This is a genomic window from Actinomyces oricola (assembly GCF_004104015.1).
GTDB lineage: Bacteria > Actinomycetota > Actinomycetes > Actinomycetales > Actinomycetaceae > Actinomyces > Actinomyces oricola.
In genome coordinates, this window is record NZ_RYFV01000004.1 from 1 (window position 1) to 19,068 (window position 19,068).

Sequence of the window (19,068 nt, forward strand, 5' to 3'; positions counted from 1 at the left end):
AGCACCAGCCCTACCTGACCGCCATCGCCGAAGAACACGGGTGAACGCCCCCGCGCCACCCTGAACTACCTCACCCCACGAGAAGCCTTCGAACGCCTCCTCGTTGCTTCCACCCCTTGACACCAAGCCGGCCCGAAACCGCGAACCCTAGGGTCGCACCGCCTGAACCCGCCGAAGATGCCCGCAACTTAGGGAATGAGCGGAGGAAGAAGATCCGGATCGTGCTCAGTGTGCTGGCCGGGGAGGTCTTGATGGCTGAAGCGACTGGCAAGGAGAAGGTCGGCGAGCAGTCCCTCGGGCGTCCGAGGGCGGATTTTTGAAGGCGGGCAAGACCGTGCTGGCGGCCAGAAGGATGAGGGTGTCAGGGCTCCTGGGGTTGTGCCGGCTCGTCGAGATGCTTGAGCGCACGTGGCGACGCCGGCGGGTCAAGGCCCGTACCAGCGCGGATCTCTGGGCCGTGACCACGACTGGTGGCACTTGGCGGCTGGCCGGATGCCGGGACTACTGGTCCAAGTACGAGCACCCATCGGTGATGATCGTGACGGGCAACGGTGGACCGTTCAGATCGCTGAACTTCGAGCTGTTCATCGCCAGTGGCCCTGAACTCGGGCACGTGCGCACCCCAGTGAAGTCACCGGGTGCCAACGGGCCGACAGAGCGCGGGCTCGGCACCTGGGAGCACGAACGGCTCTACCTCGACGCCATCGATGACGCCCTCGATCTCGTCGCCCGGGCCGAGGACTACCGCACCGAGTACAACACCGTGCACCCCCGCGAAACCACCGCCCTCAACCAGCCACTCCAGCTTAGGCGCCGTGCATGAAATGCACGACAACGCTCTCACGCCCCCTTCCCAGGATAGGAACACTGCTGATCATCTACTCCGATCAGCCGGAGAGTGCCCGACGAGATTCGCTCCCCTTTGCTTGAACCCAGCCCGCTCACGAATCACCGTGGACGAAGCGCCCGATGCCAGCACACCCGATACCTATGATCCAAGATGTAAGCACAGCGGCAGAAACGGTCTCATGGGGGAGATCACTATTCAAGAACAGATCCGCACTAACCTGCGACGGCAGCCATTCGCCCCAGTCCATCAACGGCATTAACACGGGGGGAGCCACCACCAGCAATACCAAACTTACACTGAGTGTCGGCACGACTGCTCTTATCAGGAACGCCAGTAGCGCCGGAAGCATGCCCATGATTGCAAGATGGATGCTGCTATAACACACAATGCGCACGCCCTCCCCACTGACCTTTTCCAGGATGACGGCAGAGGCAACCGACATGGAGGCCAGGCCCTGCAGGAAAAGCGTCACTGAGAATAGTGCGACCTTGACCGCCACCAGGATCGATCGTTGCGGCACCGCAGAAACAGTGGTATATATCTGCCCTCCTTGATACTCCTGACCGCTGAGAATAGTCCCGAGCGCAACAAAGCCAATCGCAATATAATCAGGAACCGTTTTCAGAATATCGTGCTCTACCACCCACCCCTGATCGCCAAACCGAGATTCGAACACCAGCGAGACTGCTACAGAAAATACGACAGTACACACGAAGACCGCCCATGTCACCGGCACGGAGCCGATCTTCTTGAACTCGGAAACCACAGTGCTCATGACTGCGCATCCCTCGTCACCCAGCTCACGACAATAACCCCTATCGCAAGTAGGGCCCATGCTGCACATACATAGAAACCGGTTGCTGCGTCCACAGCGCCCTCGACAGGAGATTCCACTAAGAACATGCTGAGCGCTGCCGTGTCCGGTAGATACCTAGCCGAATCAGTAACCAGCGCGAGAAGACGACTGAATGAGAGGACCGTGCTGTTCGCGAGAAGAACAACTAGCGGCAACACACCGCTCCGGGTGACCGCCGTGAAGGCGCAAGAAATCAATGCCATCGTCACCCAGAACACGGACACTCCAGCGACGCGCCGCCAGCATGTCCCATCCAACGGACTGGCGTACTCTCCGAGTATGTGCCGTGACGTAATAGTCGTTACTGCCGTCGCTACAACGGAAGTCGCAATCACCCACATGCACAACACGACGATTTTCGAAATTACTGCTCGAAATCGTCGGGGTGCAGCGATCATGGTGGTCGTCAATTGCCTCGACCGCCCGACTTTCTGTGCATTTCTCGCATACTCGCTCGACATGACAATCACGCCGATCACCACCACACCGATAGTACCGAAAATCAGATGCCCGAATCCTGCATCGACGGTAGATGCGCTCGGCAGCCCTCTTTCCTCCCCAGTACTGAGGGCACGATGCATCGCGCGCGCACTGAGCGCAGCCAGACCAACAGGAACCAGAACGCAGCTCGCGGTTGCCACCCAGATCGACGTCAGAGTGCACAACTTCTTCAGCTCAGCCCTTACCAGTATCATACTGAAGCACCGCTCTTCGTGTAAGCGAAGAAAGCAGATTCCAGATCGGAGTACCCCCTGGTGATATCTGCAAGTGCTCCGGCCGCGGTGATGCGACCCCGCGATATGACTACGATATCATCTGCGATCTCAGCCAACTCAGATATCAGGTGACTCGAGAGCAAAACTGTTCCGCCCATATCGGCATGCCCTCTCAGTAAATCCCTCATCCAACGCACCCCTTCGGGATCCAGCCCATTCACGGGTTCATCCAGAACGAGGTACTCAGGACTGCCCAACAGGGCAGTGGCAAGTCCTAAGCGCTGCCCCATTCCCAACGAGAATGTTCCGATGCGCTGCTTCTCCGCACCACTCAGCCCCACTTGCTCAAGAACCTCAGGTACTCGTCTAACGGGTATCTTATTGCTTGTCGCGACCCAACTAAGATGAGATCGGGCTGAGCGCATCGGATGGGCACCAGGACCATCCAGCATTGAACCCACGGTGCGCAACGGGTACCGATACGCCCGATAATTCATCCCACCGATGCTCGTTGTCCCGGAACTAGGCCTATCCAACCCAAGTAGGATGCGCAACGTCGAGGACTTCCCTGAACCGTTGGGCCCCACGAAACCAGTAACTCTGCCCGACGCCGCCGTGAAGGACACTTGATGAAGAACGGTCCGTCTCCCATGTCTTTTCACGACATCATTGATCACAACCATGATTACAGTCTCGCAAACAACATGGCAGGTGTACATCGGACGTCAGGCCGATTCACTTAGGCCCGTGGGCCCACGGGCCCACGGGCCGAGCCCGTCAATTGGGCCCGGTGAGGCACGGGCGCGTCTGCTGCGCTCCATCGAGCCACGCCGACGGCCAACTCAGCTGTCTCCGGCTCCCTGGCCAAGGAGGTGAAGAGCCGGACGCCCCCTGTCCTGGGCCATGGACCCGATGATTCTCTCCCTGTCCCGCCGGCGGGAACCCGGTATCCTTCGATCACGAAGATGCCCGCCCCCGGAGTTCACGGAGCTCAACAACTCGCATGATCCCAGTCGAAGAGGTATCTTCCCATCTTCAGCACCGCGTCCACGAGACCCCGGTGAGAGCGTTGGAATGGCCGGCGCCCTCACTCTGAGGAGCCCCATGCCCCGCACCACCCCGAGCGCAGCGCCACGAACGCTGATCATCATGCCCGCCTGGAACGAGGAGAAGGCCATTGGGGCCACAATCCGTGAACTGCGGGAGGTTGTGCCGGACTACGACCTTCTGGTGGTCAATGACGGGTCCCGGGACCGCACCTCGCATATTGCCGCCCAGGCGGGCGCCCTGGTCCTGGATCTGCCGTACAACCTCGGGGTTGGCGGCGCCATGCGCGCCGGCTACAAATTCGCTCAGCGCTTCGGCTACGAGCGGGCCATTCAGGTCGACGCCGACGGCCAGCACGATCCCCGCGATATTGAGGCGGTACTTGGGGGCCTGGAGCATTCGAATATCTCCATTGGCGCCCGTTTCGCACAGACCGGCACCTACACGGTGCGGGGCCCGCGACGGTGGGCCATGGTCATGCTGGCGGGAATCGTCGGGCGGTTGAGCCGTACCCGCCTGACCGATGTCACCAGCGGGTTCCGGGCCGCCGATGCCACCGCTATCGACCAGTACTGCCTCCACTACCCCGCCGAGTACCTGGGCGACACCATTGATTCCCTGGTTATCGCGGTCCGCTCGGGCCTGACCGTGAGTCAGGTCGGGGTTTCCATGCGCCCGCGTCAAGCCGGAACCCCGTCGAACAACCCCTGGAAGGCGGCAATCTACCTGGTCCGGTCAATGTTCGCCCTTTTCATCTCGCTGACCCGCCGGCCGATCGACCGCGCACGGCGCCAGGTCATTCCCGCCTCTGCGCAGACCGAGGAGAGCTGATTATGACCCGGTTGTTCTATTTCCTCGTCACGGTTATCGTCATTGTCATTATCCTGACGCTCCTGCGCAGCCGCAGACTGCGGGAGAAGTACGCCGCACTGTGGATCGTCGTGGGGCTCGCCATTGTCCTGCTCGCGACGGTGCCCGGGCTGCTGTCCTTCCTCTCGAACCTCCTTGGTTTTGAAGTCCCCTCCAACCTGCTCTTCGTGCTGGCGATATTCCTCCTTCTCGGTGTCTCCCTGCATCTGTCCCTGGAGATCAGTCGCCTTGAGGATGAGACCCGGGTACTGGCGGAGAATGTTGCGATCCTCAATCTTCTGGTGTCCAGGGCGGGGCTGGCCGAGCACCTCACCGCGCGCTCTGATGCCGGCCGGGTGGTCAAGGACCGAGCGGATGAAGAAGAGAAGAAGAGTGAAGAAGAGAAGAAGGGCAGAGAGTAGCCCCTGATCGCAGGAGAGCGCCTTTTCGCCGGCCCCGGGCCGCTGCCGGGTCCTGGGGCGCGGGCCGTGAGTGCGAGGAGTCTCAGTCCCGTCCCGTCGCGCGATCCACGACCTCACTGGCGATCTGACTGTACTCACGCGCCCGCACCGGCCAGGTCCACGGGGTGATGAGCTCCTTGCCCGCGGGTGGCAGGGGGCGGGAGATCATCTCCTTCAGCGCGGCGACCAGTGACGTCGCCGTGCGCTCGGGGCAGACAATAACCGGGGCGCCCGAGTCGCGCAGGAGCTGTGCGCCGGGGACCTCGAAGGTCACCACGCGGCCGCCCTCCGCAATCGCCTCCAGCAGCGTGGTCTGAAAACCCTCGGAGAGGACGGTGGGGTTGACCAAAGTCGCGCCATCCAGGCTTTGACGAACCTCCTCTTGTCTGACGCGGCCGGGAATCCTGACCACCGCGTCAAGACCGAGCTCTGCGGCCCGCCGGCGCGCAATGTCCAGCTCCGCCCCCTCCCCCAGGAGCTCGGCATCTACAGTCATCCCCTCCGCTCGCAGTGCGGCAATCGCATCGAGGAACACCTCCCAGCCCTTACCGGCGACGACCCGTCCGACGAACACAAGATGATGGGGGCGGTCGGCGTGAGTGGCTGACGGATCTGGCGGGGTGATGGCGTTGTAGAAGACCGTGGCGTGGACCCCGCTCAGACGTTCAACGAAGTCGGCCGCCTGGGGGGAGACCGCCAGGACTTGGTTCGCGTGCCGCAGAACATAGCGTCCCAAGGTGAGGTCGACGGCGCGGGATCCCAGCGCGATCACCGGGGAGCGGCTTGCGACGAAATCACTTCCGTGCTCGGTGTGGATAACGGGGACACCGGCCGCTTGAGCCGCCCGCAGCCCCGCGAAGCTCAGGGGGAAGAAGCGTGTGTGCGTCGAGGCAATATCGATCCTATTGCGGCGGAGAAAGGTCGCGATCTTTCGCGTGGCGCCCACGGAGGGGAAACTGATGACCTCGGCAATGGGAAGATGGGAGCGTCCGGTGAGGACCGCGACATTGTCGTCATGCCGCGAGCCGGTCTCTTCAGCGATCGTCAGCACCCAGACCCGGTGCCCCTGCGCGGCGAGCCCGTGCGCGAGGTTCTGGACGTGGAGTTCAAGCCCGCCCATACGCGGCGGATAGCTGTTAACGATAATAGCGACTCTCATCCACCTGTCCTTCGCACGCTAACAACGGGCCACGGTCCTGCACGGGAGGCCCGGCACTCGGTGGCGCCGCAGTCACGGGCCGGCAGAATCAACAGGCATTGAGCATACTCTCCTTATGGGACGGCGATGATCGCAAACTCCCAAGGAACCGCAATGCGCGTCTCATTCGTCCGACTTGTCCGGCTGCTCGGCTGTGGCGCCGCCTCGGCGGTCCTTGCGCAATCCCGCGGCGAACGAGGCCGCAAGCACGGTCATGGCCCCGGTGTAGGCCACCGAGGCCCCCAGGAGCCCGTGGGCCGGCACCAGCACGAGGCACAGGACGGTAATGGCGCCGGCAGCGACCACGTATCCGACGAAGACGAGTTTCTGGCGCCTCATGGTGGTCAGCGCGTAATACAGGATCACCCCCGCCGAGTTCATTGCGCCCCCGGCGACCAGCACCATCAACTCCAGCCTGAGCCCAGACACGTCCTGTCCGAAGATGAGGCCCAGAATTGGCACCCCAACAGCATAGGTGACGACGGTCACAACTATGGAGGCGGCCAGAGTGCTGAGCAGGCCTCGCTTGATCACGGCCGTGAATCCCGCCCAGTCGCCCTCCACCCATCGCCTCGCCATGCGCGTGAGCAGGGGGCGGAAGACTAGGAGCGACAACAGGTTAATGGCCACGGCCGGCATGTAGATAATGGCGAAGTACCCCTGGGCGGCCGAGTCCAGAAAATGGTCGATGGCATACCTCGGCACATTAACCAAATACATGGCGATAAAGGATGCCAGAAACAGGGGCAGGCACTCTGCCAACAGTCTCTTTATGCGCCGTACATCCCACTGCGGGCGCAGCGAGAATAATGCGCGGGCAGGCGGGAGGAAGGCCGCCGTCATCACCATCAGGGAGACGAGCAGGGTCGTAATGGTGGAGACGAGTAGATTCCTGAAGATAATGAGCGCCGCAGAGAAGACGGCCGTGGTGGCCACGGTGCGCAAAAAACTCGCCCTGCCCCCGATGTCCAGGCGCCCGGCGCGTTGGAACTCGCTGTAGAACACGTCCTCGAAGGCGTCGAACAATCGCAGTGAGGCCACCAGTGCGATCAGCACAACGAGGAAGGCGGTGTCGCCGGAGACCATCGCATAGCCCACGATCCCCAGCACCATGAGGGTGACCGTGACCAGTCTGGTCGCCAGGTAGGTGCCGAAGGAGAAGCGGTGGCCAACGTCGGTGACGTGGTAGGTCCTGACCTCGTACATGCCGAGCGTCTGGAATTGCTGCCCCACCGCGATCGCCAGCGAATAGATCCCAGTGGCCTGAATCCCGGCCGTGCGAGTGACGACCATGAGCATAATGACCAGCGACAACGACCCCATCAGGGACGCGGCGGTGTTCCAGAAGTAATCGCGGCTGAGCTGCGACCTGTCATTGACGGGCACGGTCAGACATCCCGAAAGCTGTGGGGACCGAAATCGACGTGGAAGGGCTGGTGGTTCCTCCGCTCCTCTTGAGGGGGAAGCTCCATGTATTCGCCGTAACCGCGCCTGAGCACAGTGTCATAGCTTTTCGACAGCCTCACCGTAATGGTCTCGAAAGGGACCTCGACCGTGGGGAGGAGTTCATTGCGCCGCACCGACCACTGCTTGGGATCCCGCGTGGAGAAGTCGGCGAGCCATGGCGAATCGGTCCCCTCGAATTGGCGCGCCGCCCGCTCCCAGCGCCGTTGGAGCGCGCGCGGCGTTACGCCCAGCACCCGCAAAGTCCAGTGGGTGGCGTGCATCACCGCCACTGCTAGTTGTCGAGCGGGAGTAGGCAGGCTGATCGCCGGGCTCGGGGTCCCCCTGAGGAATAGCAGGCGGCCCCAGAGCCATGTCCTGCGACTTTGGCGACGGAAAGCCGCATTGTCCAAGGGCATGGTGTCCAGGGGGAAGACGTCGACGCCAATCGGCATCCGGTACGTCCGATTCTTCGCTGCCTGCGAGATGAATTCGGTTCCAGCCAGTCCCAGGACCGCGAACGTGGTCGGATAGTCCGCACTAGTGCGCGGGCTGACCAGGGAGAAGTCCTGGCCCAGGTGCGCGGGCGCCTCAGCCAAGAACCTCTCATAGTCCGATCGTTCCATACACACGTCGGCGTCGTCGTCCCAGGGGATGAATCCCTGATGGCGCACCGCCCCGATCGCAGTCCCGCCGTAGACCGTGTAGGGAATCCCCAATTCCTCACAGACGCGGTCGAGTTCTGCCAGCACGTAGGTGGTGGCGCGCTGAATGCGTCCCAGCAGGTCGGGATCCTCAGACGGAGCGAGGGCCATAACCTCATCCTTTCTCACGGGAGCGCGTCGGCGTAAGGGCCGAAGTCGACCAGGTGCGGCTTATGGTTCATTCTCTTGTCTAGGGGAGGAAGCTCCATGTAGTCACCGTAGGTGCGGCGCAGAAGCGCATCATAGTGGCGGGCGAGCTTGACCGTGATCCCCTCGAAGGGGACATCAAGGGCCGGATAGAGCTCTTCCCTGGTAACGACCCAGTTCTGCGGATCGCGCATGGTGAAGTCGGCCATGCGCCCGGTCTCCTCGTTCTCATAGCGCCGCACGGCCTTCTCCCAGCGGGCCTGAAGGAATCTGGGGGTCACGTGCAGGCAGCGCATGAGCCAGTGGGCCGCCGTGGTCGCGGTATAGATCATGGCGCGCTTGGGTCCAGTAATACCAATGAGGTAGGGCCTGGGGGTCCCCAGGAGGAACAGCAGCCGGCCCCAAATCCAACTCCGGCGACTCATGGCGCGGAACGCCCGGGGCGACAGCGGAATGTTGTCGACGGGGAGGATGTCGAGGAAGAACGGCATGCGGTACGCCGAGTCCTTGGCGAACTCGGGGATGAGCAGGGTGCCGGTAAGCACCATCTTGGTGAACATGAAGGGGAAGTCCGGGACGGTGCGGGTGTTGTCCAACCGGTAGTCCGGCCCCAGGAGCGCCGGCGCCTCCTTAAGGAACCGCTCGTAGTCGGCGCGCGTCATGAGCACGTCGGCGTCGTCATCCCAGGGGATGAATCCCTGATGGCGCACCGCCCCGATCGCGGTGCCGCCGTACACCACATACGGGATGTCCAGCTGGCGGCACACGCGATCGAACTCCCCGAGGATCCTCGTGATCAGGACATGAATCCGGTCCAGGAGCAGTGAGTCGGCGGAGTCATTAGGCGTCATGCGCATCCCATCAACAGAAAGGCCCTCCCCCTGCGGGCGGGATCCTTCGGCCCATACTCTCACAGGCTCTCACAGGCGCCCGCAGGGCGAGGTTGTGCTCAACTCCGCGCGGTCAGGCGGTCTTCTTCGGGATTCTTCGGGCCGGGCGCCGACCGGAGCGTGGCGAACCTCAGTTCCTTCCAGTCGGAGGTCGCCGCCAGGACCGTGCCCGTGAGGATGACCACGCAGCAGGCGATCTGCAGGGGGGTCGGCACGGTGCCCTGCAGCACCAGGGCGAAGATGACCGCCCACGCCGAGTAGGAGATGTTCAGGGCCATCCCCCGGGAGGCGCCGATCGTGCCCAGCGCCTTGTAGTAGAAGAGGTATGAGGTGGTGCCCGCGATGGCGGCCAGGGCGATGATCCCGGTGGCCGGTGTGAGGGCCGCGTGGGCGGAGAAGCCGAGGGCCCCCGCGATCGGGGCCACCACGAGGAGGTAGGCCAGACCCGAGGTCGTCTGCCGGATCTGCAGGGCGGTCTCGTTGTCCACGGAGTCATCGCGCATACCCCAGGTGAGGATGACCGCCTCGGAGCCCCAGCCGAAAACGCAGGCCAGCGCCGCGACGATCCCCAGGATCGCGTTGCCGTCGCCGGCGTCGGCGGAGGAGGACCAACCGATGGCGATGATCGCGGCCAGGGCCACGAGGAGGGCCACGATCTGGCGCGGCCTCATGCGCTCGCCGAGGATGAGGAAGGCGAGCAGGGTGCCCAGGGCCGGGTAGAAGGTGGAGATGATCGCCGTATAGGAGGGTCCGATGTTGTTGATGGCGATGAGGTAACCGCTCATGCCGACCGGCCCGCCGAGCAGGGCGGCCAGCACCACGACCCGCCCCGAGCGCGTGCGCAGCGCAGCGAGGGTGTGACCCAGGCGCCCGCGCGCTCCCATGTAGGCCACGAGGAGCAGCGCTGAGATCACGTCGTGGATGAGCGCGCTCGCGATGGGGGCCTGCGAGGCCCCGAGGAAGGGGGCCAGGGCGACGGCCATGGCCAGGATGACGGTGTCGAGGCCCCAGGTGGCCCCGCTGAGGATTCCGTATTTCATGCCGTCCTCCTGACCTTGGCGCCGACGCTAGGAGCGGGGGCGGCCAGGAGGGGCTCGTCGCCTTCGTAGGAGGCCAGCAATGCGTCGACGTAATCGACCGCATGGCGGTAGTAGATGAAAAGCCACTCGCCGACGTCGTCGCCCTCGGCCTCCTTGGCCAGGGACCACACGTACCAGCACCAGCCCGCCAGGACCACATAGGACCAGAAATGGCGCCGTTCAACGGCGGTGGGGGTCTGTCCGAAGTAGGCTCCCAGAGCCGTCTCGGCCTGCTCGGCGGTAAGTTCGGCACACACGACGAGGGTCCCGAAGTCGCTGGCGACATCGGACATGCCGGCGTACTCCCAGTCAATGAGGTCAATGTGCCCGGACTCGTCCACGAGGAAGTTCAGGGGGAAGAAGTCATTGTGGCTGGGAGTGATGGGGAAACCGTCGGCGTCGGCGTAGGACTTCAATCGCATGACCTTGTCCCGCAGCTCGAAATAGCCGGGGACGTCAATGGGGCCGTAGTGCTCAAGCAACTTCTCATAGGCGATCCCCTCCTGGACGAAGTCGAAGGTCCGGGACAGCTGTGCGCCACTGTCATGGAGCTCGCGGTCCATGACCATGGCCCGCTCGAGTTCTCCGGGCCGAGTGGGTTCCAGGTTGCGCGAGCCGCAGATGAAGTGGGATATCTTCCAGCCCTTGACCGGGTCGCCGGTGAGGAAGGTGCGGTCCAGGCCGAGTCGGCCGGCCAGGTGCAGGGCCTCGAACTCGGCGCCCCGATTGACGATCTTGTCTGTGCCGACGCCGGGGTGACGGTAAACGTACTCCTTGTCCCCCACCGTGAAGTGGCAGGAGAGGTTGGTGATCCCCTGCTTGAGCGGGTAGAGGTCGTGAATCTCCGTCTTGGCGCAGCCCAGCACGGCGGTTATGTTGTCGAAGACTTCGGAGTCCACGTTCTCCAGGAACAGGGGGTCGAAGTCGCGGATCTCATCGACCGAGTCGAACTCGTTAATGACGCCGGCCGGGTAGCGGCGGATGACCATGTCGAGGTCCTTAATGTGCTCAAGGTAGATCGACTCCCAGAGCTTGGGCGCCGTCTCGGGCTGGTGGTAGACCTCCTCCAGGACGCGGCGGAAGGTAGCCGAGAACTCACGATCGAAGTAGACGTGGCCGAGCATGGTCCAGGCGTCATGACCGCCGATGGTGGCCCCCGTGATCCGATCGTTCGCCCCGGTGACCAGGCACCACTCGGGTGTGGGGCCCTCGGCGTATTGGGCGGAGTAGTAGGCCTTGTAGACATGGGACTCGAAGGGGTTGACCGTGAAGTAGTCGTCGGAGGAGCACACGTAGGTATTGCCCAGGCCCTCTCGAACCACCCATAGGGAGCCGTTGTTGTTCCTCTGGACGTAGTCGTCGTTGACGACGATCCGCACCCCGAACTGCTCGGCCAGATAGAAGAAGTACTCCTTCTTGTAGCCGACCACAAGCGTGACGTCGGCGATCCCGGCCTCGTGCAGCTGCTTGATCTGCCTCTCGACCAGGACCTCTCCGTGCACGCGCAGCGTGCCCTTGGGGCGCTCGTAGGAGATTGGGGCCAGGCGCTGCGACAACCCGGCGGCCATAATGACCGCGTTGTCCACCCGGTAGGGCTCCAGCGCACTCCTACCGGACTCGGTAATGCGTCGCTCGGCAATGTGCCCGAGTGCCTCGCACTCCCTGACCACCGCGTTCACGCTCCCCAGGGACAAGCCCGTGGAGGCGTGGATCTGGCGCTGGGTGAGCGCGGCATCCGCTCGGAGGAGCGCGTACAGGACGTCGAACTGGGGCTGCGAGAGCGTACCCGCCATAGAAGCCACCACCTGTTCAAGAGAAGGTCAACTGATTGCGTGTTCGAGACTAGCACTCGAACTCACGATCTTGAACTTCAGTTTGTGTCGGCTGCCTCTCACGGCCGCCCGTCGGCCTCGCCGGCGCCACCGGCCGCCCTACGCCGTCGACCCCACCCCCGGGACCGGCCACCGGGGGCGTTAGACTCATCTGCGACCCGGCCCTCCGACGCAGGCGCATCCATGACCAACGCCGACCAACAAGGACTATCGCCCTATGACTAAGACCAAGACCCTGGGCATTGAGCCCACTCCGATCCCCGGGTTCCTGCGGATCGACCTGAGCGTTCACGGTGACAACCGGGGCTGGTTCAAGGAGAACTGGCAACGCGAGAAGATGACTGCGCTGGGCCTGCCGGACTTCGGCCCGGTTCAGAACAATGTCTCCTTCAATGATGAGGTCGGCGTCACCCGCGGTATTCACGCCGAGCCCTGGGATAAGTACGTCTCCGTGGCCACCGGCCGCGTCTTCGGCGCCTGGGTCGACCTGCGCGAGGGCCCCAGCTTCGGGACGCTCTACACCACCGAGATCGACCCCTCTGTGGCGGTCTACGTTCCCCGGGGCGTGGGCAACGCCTACCAGACACTGGAGCCGAACACCGCCTACACCTACCTGGTCAACGCCCACTGGTCCCCCGACGTCGAGTACACCTTCCTCAATCTCGCCGACGAGACCGCCAATGTGCCCTGGCCCATACCGCTGGATGAGGCCATTATCTCGGACAAGGACAGGGGCCACCCCCGCATGGCCGCGGTGGTGCCCTTCCCCACCCCGGAGACGACGCCCTCTCGTGGGCGCCGTGTGCTGGTCACCGGCGACAAGGGCCAGCTGGGCCGTGAGCTCATGCGCCTTCTCCCCCGTGCCGGCTACACCGCTACCGGGGTCGACCTGCCCGAGGTCGATATCTCCGACGCCGCCACCATGAGGGACTACCCCTGGGATGAGTACGACATTATTGTCAATGCCGCCGCATGGACCGACGTCGACGGTGCCGAGTCCCCCGAGGGGCGTCGCCTGTCGTGGCGGGCCAACGCCACCGGCCCGGCCAACCTCGCCCGCGCCGCCTCCCAGCACAACCTGACCCTGGTGCACATCTCCAGCGAGTACACCTTCGACGGCTCCACCGCAATCCACACCGAGGACGAGCCTCCCAGCCCATTGGGCGTCTACGGCCAGTCCAAGGCCGGTGGCGACGCCGCCGTCATGGGCACCCCCCGCCACTACCTGGTGCGCACCTCCTGGGTCGTGGGCGAGGGCAAGAACTTCGCCAAGACCATGGCGGCGCTGGCCGCTAAGGGCGTGGACCCCACGGTGGTCAGCGACCAAGTGGGCCGCCTCACCTTCACCGCCGACCTGGCGGCAGGCATCATCCACCTGCTGTCCAGCGGCGCGGAGCACGGCACCTACAATCTCTCCGGCGAAGGGCCAGTGGTCTCCTGGTGCGACATTGCCAAGCGCGTCTATCAGCTCACGGGCCATGACCCGAACCGCGTCACCCCGGTCAGCACCGAGGAGTACTTCGCGGGCCGGGACGTCGCCCCCCGCCCACTGAGTTCCACCCTGGACTTGAGCAAGATCGAAGCCACCGGCTTCACCCCGGCCAACTCCATGGAGCGCCTGGACACCTACATGGCCGCCCTCCAAGCCTGAGCTGAGCCGCTGGGCCCCGCCGAGCCACCGCTCCACTCAGGCCCGGCGAGTCCCGCCCGGCCTCCACAGCGAGACAACTGAGGAGGGCAGGGCCTTCTTCGCCCCGGCCTCCTCCCCCTCCCCCGGGAGGGGTATCAGGTCCGCACGGTCGGCTGCGGCCCCCCATTGTCGGTACTGGCGTCATCGTCGGTACTGGCGGTATTGGCCGCATCGATGACGACGGGTGCGGGGGCGCCGGCGTCGTCGCCGTCCCCCGTGTCAACGTCGGCAGGGGCATGCCGCCGCATGCGGGTGAGCAGTACTGCCGGGCGCAGACTCAGCAGGCTCCCGTGACGGTCAGGACCTGTACGCGCCAGCACGACCCCCACGACAATGGCGATGAAGTAGAAGACGGTGGCGGCCCTCCACACGGTCATGGGAGAAACCGGTAGGTCCCACCACCACGCCGGATTGAAATTGAGGTTGAAGAGCAAGTCGTCGTCGGGGTCGCGAACCCCGTGGGTGTAGCGGTGCAGCAGCTCGTGGATCGCAACGGAGTGCACCAGCACTGATGCACCGACTAGCAGCGCCACCTGAGACCTGGACAGCACGGGCCCCTCACGCGGCCTGTCCAACCATATGAGGAAGAAGACCGCCAGCAGCGGCAGCATATAGCGCGGCTGGTATTGGAAAGTGCGCACGAACCCCTGTTGCATGGACACCAGCAGCGGGACTCCCGCCAGCGCCCCGACAACGGTGAGCGCGGACAGGAGCTTGCGCCAGGTCAGCATCCCCGCCCCCAGGAAGACAGCCGCACCGGCCACAGCAATGGCAATAACAGTGACGAGCCCGTCAAGCGGGACGTCGAACCAGCCCGCCCCCCAGCGGCGGCCGTAGAACCCGGCGAAGTACTCCGGGAGGGTCCGCAGGTTGGACATCAGCCTGGCGTGGGCCGGCATATCAAAGGGCGGGGGCGCCGGCTCCAAGGCCCGCGACTGACCGGTGTGCGACATAATCCACACGCCAATGCCGCTGGCGCACGCCGCCACGAGTGTCTGAACTAGAAGATCGCGGCGCCACCGCACACCGATGAGCACCGCCAGGGACGCCACGAAGATGAAGAAGGACGAGTCGCCGCGGGAGGTGAAGGACAGTAGCGCTCCCACCAGGGCCAGGCCCAGCAACACCCAGCGCCGGCGCCCCTGGGCCCTGACCGACGCGTAGAGCCCCGCAGCGTAGGCGAACACACCGGTTAAAGCCCATGAGCTGGGGTTGTTCGAGGCTATGAAGTACACCCCCATGGGGATCCACGACACGCACATGGCCAGCACATAGCTCTCCCTCATCCGGACGGGGATGCGCACTCCCAGCGCCCCCAGGAGCGCGACCGCGATCACCACATTGACCATGCGCATAATGAGCACGGACTCATTGACGCTCTCCCTAATGAGAAGGTGATGAAAACGGTAGTACCCGATGGGGTAGTTCCCGTCGTCATAGCGGGCGCTGTAGGTCGTCTCGCGGTCCGACATCGACAGGCGGCACGCCGCGGACTTCTCCGGATGGAAGGCGAAGCAGGGGGCGCCCTCGGCAATGGTCTCAGGGACGCGCACCTCAACCCGCCCATCAATGACCGCGGTCTGGCAGCCCGATGAGGCCACGGGACGGGGGCACCAGATGCTGCCCAGGTGGTACTCGTCATCAGGCGAGCCGGCAACCGGCGAGGCCAGCACCCAACTCACACCGGTCGCCAGCAGCGCCATGACCACCAATGCGCCGCAAACCCACCGGCGTCGGCGTCGCACGCGTGCTGTGGTGCGATCCGCGTCCACCTGCTCTGTCCCGGACATGGCGCCACCTTCCCTAATAGACAACGGTGTATCCATTGTCAGCCACGCAGATTACCTTAGGTTAGCCACAGAGGGCTCACAGCGGAACAGCGCCGCTGGGCGCGCCGCCAGGAGCTGTCCCCATTGGGTCCTGATGCCCACGGCTCCTGATACTCATCAGGGGCAAGGGTTGCGGCCGACCTCACCGCAGCACGACCTGGCCGTGCTCCTCCGGTGACCTAGACTGACTCGGTCGCCGACTGAGGCCGGCTCAGGACGCTCAGGACATCGAGCAGGTGACAGCGACATCACGACCATCCCAGCATCATCCCGACGCGAGCGAAGGCATGACCCAGAAGACAGACATACGCACGCCTCTACCGCTCATGCAGCAGTGGGCCCTCATTAACGCCTTCGGCCAACGCGACCTGAAGGCGAAGTTCAACGGCACGCTCCTGGGGTGGCTGTGGTCGCTCGTGGTGCCACTGGCGACACTGGGCATCTACACCCTCATTTTCGGTGGGTTGTTCAAGATGCAGGTGCCCGGCGTCACCGACCGGCACGCGGGCATCTCCTTGTTCGCCGTGTGGCTCTTCGCCGGGTTGGCCATCTGGGGCTACTTCCAGAACTCCATCAACGCCGGCATTAACGGCCTACTGTCCACTGGCGGCCTACTCCAGAAGGTGTACTTCCCGTCCTACGCCCCGGTCCTGGGCGCCGGGCTGGCGGTAGGAACGCAGTCCGCCATTGAGGGCGCTCTGCTGCTCGTGGTTCTGGCCCTATTGCGGCACGCCGCCTGGTCCTGGCTCCTGCTGCCCGTCTTCCTGGTTATTTTGGCCGTCTTCGTTCAGGCGGTCGCCGTCGTCCTGGCGGTATGGAATGTCTACGTGCGCGACCTCGCCCAACTCGTCGGGGTCATCCTCCAACTCATGTTCTACGCCACCCCCATTATCTACTCGGTCGCCATTGTGCCCGAGATCTTATGGGGGCTTCCCGTCCAGTTCATAGTCGCCCACATGCCCATTGCTGAGTTCATTGACCTTTTCCGCACGATCACTTACGGCGGTGAAACTGGCACCTGGACCGCCTGGGCGGCCTGCGCCGGCTGGGCCCTAGCGGCCACGGCCTGCGCCACCTGGGCGCACCGCCGCTGGGGGGCCGACCTGGGAGAGAGGATTTGAGCATGGGTGCAGGAAACCTCGCTGTCGCCGAGGATGCAGCAATCGTTGTCAGCAACGTCTCGAAGACCTTCGAGATGCAATCCGATCGTCGAGACACGTTCAAGGAGCGCTTCGTCCGGGGCAAGGCGAAGGCTCGCCGTGAGCGGTTCCATGCGCTCAACGACGTCTCCTTCTCCGTGCGCCGGGGCTCCACCTTCGGCCTCATTGGCCACAATGGCTCGGGGAAGTCCACCATGCTCAAGATGCTCGCGGGCGTCTACCGGCCCTCTTCGGGAACCATTAAGGTTGCCGAGAAGGTTGATGCCCTCCTGGAGTTGGGCGCCGGGTTCCACGGCGAACTCACCGGTCGGGAGAACATATTCCTCAATGGGGCGATTCTGGGGCGGACTAAGAAGCAGATTCAGGACACCCTGGAGTGGATCATTGACTTCGCCGACATTGGCGAGTTCATCGACCAGCCGGTGAAGGTCTACTCCTCTGGTATGACAGTGCGGCTCGGCTTCGCCGTCGCGGTGGCCATCCAGCCGCGGATCCTCATTGTTGACGAGATCATTGCCGTAGGCGATGAGGAGTTCCAGCGCAAGTGCTTCGACTACATGCGCCGGCTGCGCGACGAGGGAACCACCATCGCCCTGGTGACCCACTCCCTATCCATTGCCCAGGAAATGTGCGACGAGGTGGTCTGGCTCGACCACGGCAAGGTCCGTGCCGTTGGCCCGGCCGACAAAACCATCTCCGCCTACCTCGCCGCGGTCAATGCGAAGGAGGCCGAGCACCGGGCCGCCGACGGGCAGGCCACCGACGACGCCTACCGGGAGAACCAGGGGACCGGGGCCTGCCGTATGACCGGGGTTGAGGTCCTGGACGCCAACGGCCGGCCAACACCCTTTCTCATCACCGGGGAGGCCGCCACGCTCCGCATCCACGTCCACGCCTACACCGACCTGACCGAGGTCGAACTTGGCCTGGCGTTCGTCACCGACCAGGGGGCGTCGCTGGCCGGCCCCAATTCCCGCTGCGCCGGAACCCTGTACTCCCTACGCGCCGGCGAGGACACCTACATCGATTACCGCATGGAACCGGTACTCTTCGAGCCAGGGCGTTTGCGGCTCACCACATGCTTCATGAGTGCGGGAGAAACCTACGACTACTCCGACCGGCGGACAACGCTAATGATTCGTTCCGACAAGGTCATGGAGGAGCCCGGGCTCTTCCTGCTCCCAGGTGGCCGCTGGAGCGCATCCGCAGGGGTTCCGGCCTTGGACCAGAACGTGGAGGGATCATGACAGAGGACGAATACAGTGAGGAGATTCGCAGGCTTCGTGCGGCGCTGCACTCCTCCCGCTACGAGGTCGCGGTTCTGAGTCGTCGCAACGAGCAGTTGGAGCATGACCTGGAGGTCGCCATCCGTCAGTTGCGCCGCTCCTGGGAGCAGCTGACCGCCCTGCGCCGCTCAGTGTCCTGGCAGGCCACCAGGGGCGTGCGCCAGGCCAAGCGGTTCATCCAGACAGGGCTCGGTCGATGAGGCGTGGGCGCGCCCTGGGACCGTACGTCTGGCAGGTCACGCGCGGGCAGGTCACCTGTGAGCGCGGAAGCGCCGCGCAATTGCGGAACCGGGAGCGCATTGCCGTCGTCGCCCAGTACTCGGCCGATCCCCTCCAGTCACGCTCCTTGTCGGAGTACCTGACCGCCTTGGACTCCAATGGCTATGCCACCGTCCTGGTCTCGACCTGCGAGTCCCCCGGGCCGCTTCAGTTCCCTCACGGCCTCCCCGAAACGACCGTGATTATGCGGCGCCCCAATCGTGGGTACGATTTCGGCTCCTGGGCCACCGCCCTGGGCGTCATCCCGGCTATTCGCCGCGCACCAGTGGTCCTGTTGACCAATGACTCACTCGTGGGCCCCCTGGCCCCGATTGACCACCTGCTCGACTGGGCGGCGCAGGACGGCCCGGACATCCGGGCGCTGACCTCCTCTCTCCAGTTCATCTACCACCTTCAGAGTTACTTCCTGGCATTCCGCGGAGGCATCCTCCAGGACCGCACCTGGATGGACTTCTTCAATGGCGTGCGCGTGGAGGCCAATAAGGACGCCGTTGTGCTGCGCTACGAGTTGGGCCTGTCGCGGATGTGCTTCTCCGAGGCCTACTCCTCCCAGGAGTGGGTCACTGGGGCGGACATTGGTCTCCCCTTCGAGAACCCGACGATCGGCGGATGGAAGGGTCTATTGGACTCCGGGGTCCCGTTTCTGAAGCGAACCATCGTGACCCACCCGTCGACCGTAGACCTGGCCGCCGAAGCCGTGCCCTACATCCAACACCGCTACGGCGTCGACGTCACCTCGTGGTGAGAAAGGA

At 64.1% G+C, this 19,068-nt stretch carries 18 protein-coding genes; 8 read left to right on the forward strand and 10 right to left on the reverse strand.

Features of this window, described 5'->3' with window-relative positions:
* Nucleotides 1-358: 358 nt before the first annotated feature.
* Nucleotides 359-823: a hypothetical protein gene (locus tag EUC46_RS02385; RefSeq protein WP_128772607.1), complete on the forward strand. Its 465-nt coding sequence runs from the start codon at nucleotides 359-361 to the stop codon at nucleotides 821-823.
* 118 nt (nucleotides 824-941) lie between these two features.
* Here EUC46_RS02385 and EUC46_RS02390 read toward each other — a convergent pair whose 3' ends face one another.
* From EUC46_RS02390 to EUC46_RS02400, 3 genes are read right to left on the reverse strand one after another with little or no spacing between them, the layout of a single operon-like run.
* Nucleotides 942-1,625, reverse strand: coding sequence for a hypothetical protein (locus tag EUC46_RS02390; RefSeq protein WP_128772608.1), 684 nt, complete (start codon nucleotides 1,623-1,625; stop codon nucleotides 942-944).
* Nucleotides 1,622-2,401 (reverse strand): ABC transporter permease, encoded by a 780-nt coding sequence (locus EUC46_RS13410; RefSeq protein WP_128772609.1) that lies wholly within the window; start codon nucleotides 2,399-2,401, stop codon nucleotides 1,622-1,624. Before EUC46_RS13410 ends, EUC46_RS02390 begins: the two co-directional genes overlap by 4 nt.
* The gene (locus EUC46_RS02400; protein ID WP_338324456.1) at nucleotides 2,398-3,141 is read right to left on the reverse strand and encodes an ABC transporter ATP-binding protein; all 744 of its coding nucleotides are present in this window, start codon (nucleotides 3,139-3,141) and stop codon (nucleotides 2,398-2,400) included. Before EUC46_RS02400 ends, EUC46_RS13410 begins: the two co-directional genes overlap by 4 nt.
* 385 nt (nucleotides 3,142-3,526) lie before the next feature.
* Between EUC46_RS02400 and EUC46_RS02405 the strand changes: the two genes are divergently transcribed.
* Together EUC46_RS02405 and EUC46_RS02410 are read left to right on the forward strand one after the other, a co-directional pair.
* Nucleotides 3,527-4,300 (forward strand): glycosyltransferase family 2 protein, encoded by a 774-nt coding sequence (locus EUC46_RS02405; protein ID WP_206645864.1) that lies wholly within the window; start codon nucleotides 3,527-3,529, stop codon nucleotides 4,298-4,300.
* 2 nt (nucleotides 4,301-4,302) lie between these two features.
* On the forward strand, nucleotides 4,303-4,740 hold the full coding sequence (locus EUC46_RS02410) for a DUF2304 domain-containing protein (RefSeq protein WP_128772611.1): 438 nt from the start codon (nucleotides 4,303-4,305) through the stop codon (nucleotides 4,738-4,740).
* Between the two features lie 82 nt (nucleotides 4,741-4,822).
* Here the strand turns inward: EUC46_RS02410 and EUC46_RS02415 are convergent, their stop codons facing one another.
* The 6 genes from EUC46_RS02415 to EUC46_RS02440 form a co-directional block, all read right to left on the reverse strand.
* Nucleotides 4,823-5,938 carry a glycosyltransferase family 4 protein gene (locus EUC46_RS02415; RefSeq protein WP_128772612.1) on the reverse strand — a complete coding sequence of 372 codons (1,116 nt, stop codon included), beginning with the start codon at nucleotides 5,936-5,938 and terminating at the stop codon, nucleotides 4,823-4,825.
* A 162-nt stretch (nucleotides 5,939-6,100) separates the two neighbouring features.
* Nucleotides 6,101-7,363, reverse strand: coding sequence for a lipopolysaccharide biosynthesis protein (locus tag EUC46_RS02420; protein WP_206645865.1), 1,263 nt, complete (start codon nucleotides 7,361-7,363; stop codon nucleotides 6,101-6,103).
* Nucleotides 7,364-7,365: 2 nt separating this feature from the next.
* Nucleotides 7,366-8,235, reverse strand: a complete 870-nt coding sequence (locus tag EUC46_RS02425) for a LicD family protein (protein WP_128772613.1) — start codon at nucleotides 8,233-8,235, stop codon at nucleotides 7,366-7,368.
* A gap of 14 nt (nucleotides 8,236-8,249) precedes the next feature.
* The gene (locus EUC46_RS02430) at nucleotides 8,250-9,122 is read right to left on the reverse strand and encodes a LicD family protein (protein ID WP_128772614.1); all 873 of its coding nucleotides are present in this window, start codon (nucleotides 9,120-9,122) and stop codon (nucleotides 8,250-8,252) included.
* 98 nt (nucleotides 9,123-9,220) lie between these two features.
* A complete protein-coding gene (locus EUC46_RS02435) occupies nucleotides 9,221-10,201 on the reverse strand; it encodes a DMT family transporter (protein ID WP_241655346.1) in 981 nt (326 codons plus the stop codon).
* Nucleotides 10,198-12,033, reverse strand: coding sequence for a phosphotransferase (locus tag EUC46_RS02440; RefSeq protein ID WP_206645866.1), 1,836 nt, complete (start codon nucleotides 12,031-12,033; stop codon nucleotides 10,198-10,200). Before EUC46_RS02440 ends, EUC46_RS02435 begins: the two co-directional genes overlap by 4 nt.
* A gap of 256 nt (nucleotides 12,034-12,289) precedes the next feature.
* Here EUC46_RS02440 and EUC46_RS02445 point away from each other — a divergent pair, with 256 nt between their 5' ends.
* The gene (locus tag EUC46_RS02445) at nucleotides 12,290-13,723 is read left to right on the forward strand and encodes a sugar nucleotide-binding protein (RefSeq protein WP_128772616.1); all 1,434 of its coding nucleotides are present in this window, start codon (nucleotides 12,290-12,292) and stop codon (nucleotides 13,721-13,723) included.
* 134 nt (nucleotides 13,724-13,857) lie between these two features.
* On the opposite strand, the gene EUC46_RS02450 is transcribed toward EUC46_RS02445, so the two are convergent.
* Nucleotides 13,858-15,552 carry a DUF2142 domain-containing protein gene (locus EUC46_RS02450; RefSeq protein WP_164918729.1) on the reverse strand — a complete coding sequence of 565 codons (1,695 nt, stop codon included), beginning with the start codon at nucleotides 15,550-15,552 and terminating at the stop codon, nucleotides 13,858-13,860.
* Between the two features lie 326 nt (nucleotides 15,553-15,878).
* Here EUC46_RS02450 and EUC46_RS02455 point away from each other — a divergent pair, with 326 nt between their 5' ends.
* From EUC46_RS02455 to EUC46_RS02470, 4 genes are read left to right on the forward strand one after another with little or no spacing between them, the layout of a single operon-like run.
* Nucleotides 15,879-16,712, forward strand: coding sequence for an ABC transporter permease (locus EUC46_RS02455; RefSeq protein WP_128772618.1), 834 nt, complete (start codon nucleotides 15,879-15,881; stop codon nucleotides 16,710-16,712).
* A 2-nt stretch (nucleotides 16,713-16,714) separates the two neighbouring features.
* Complete coding sequence (locus EUC46_RS02460; RefSeq protein ID WP_128772619.1) at nucleotides 16,715-17,998, forward strand: ABC transporter ATP-binding protein; 1,284 nt, start codon at nucleotides 16,715-16,717, stop codon at nucleotides 17,996-17,998.
* Nucleotides 17,995-18,237: a methyltransferase gene (locus EUC46_RS02465; RefSeq protein WP_128772620.1), complete on the forward strand. Its 243-nt coding sequence runs from the start codon at nucleotides 17,995-17,997 to the stop codon at nucleotides 18,235-18,237. The genes EUC46_RS02460 and EUC46_RS02465 overlap by 4 nt, the downstream gene beginning before the upstream one ends.
* Nucleotides 18,234-19,061: a rhamnan synthesis F family protein gene (locus EUC46_RS02470; RefSeq protein WP_128772621.1), complete on the forward strand. Its 828-nt coding sequence runs from the start codon at nucleotides 18,234-18,236 to the stop codon at nucleotides 19,059-19,061. Before EUC46_RS02465 ends, EUC46_RS02470 begins: the two co-directional genes overlap by 4 nt.
* Nucleotides 19,062-19,068: the final 7 nt, after the last annotated feature.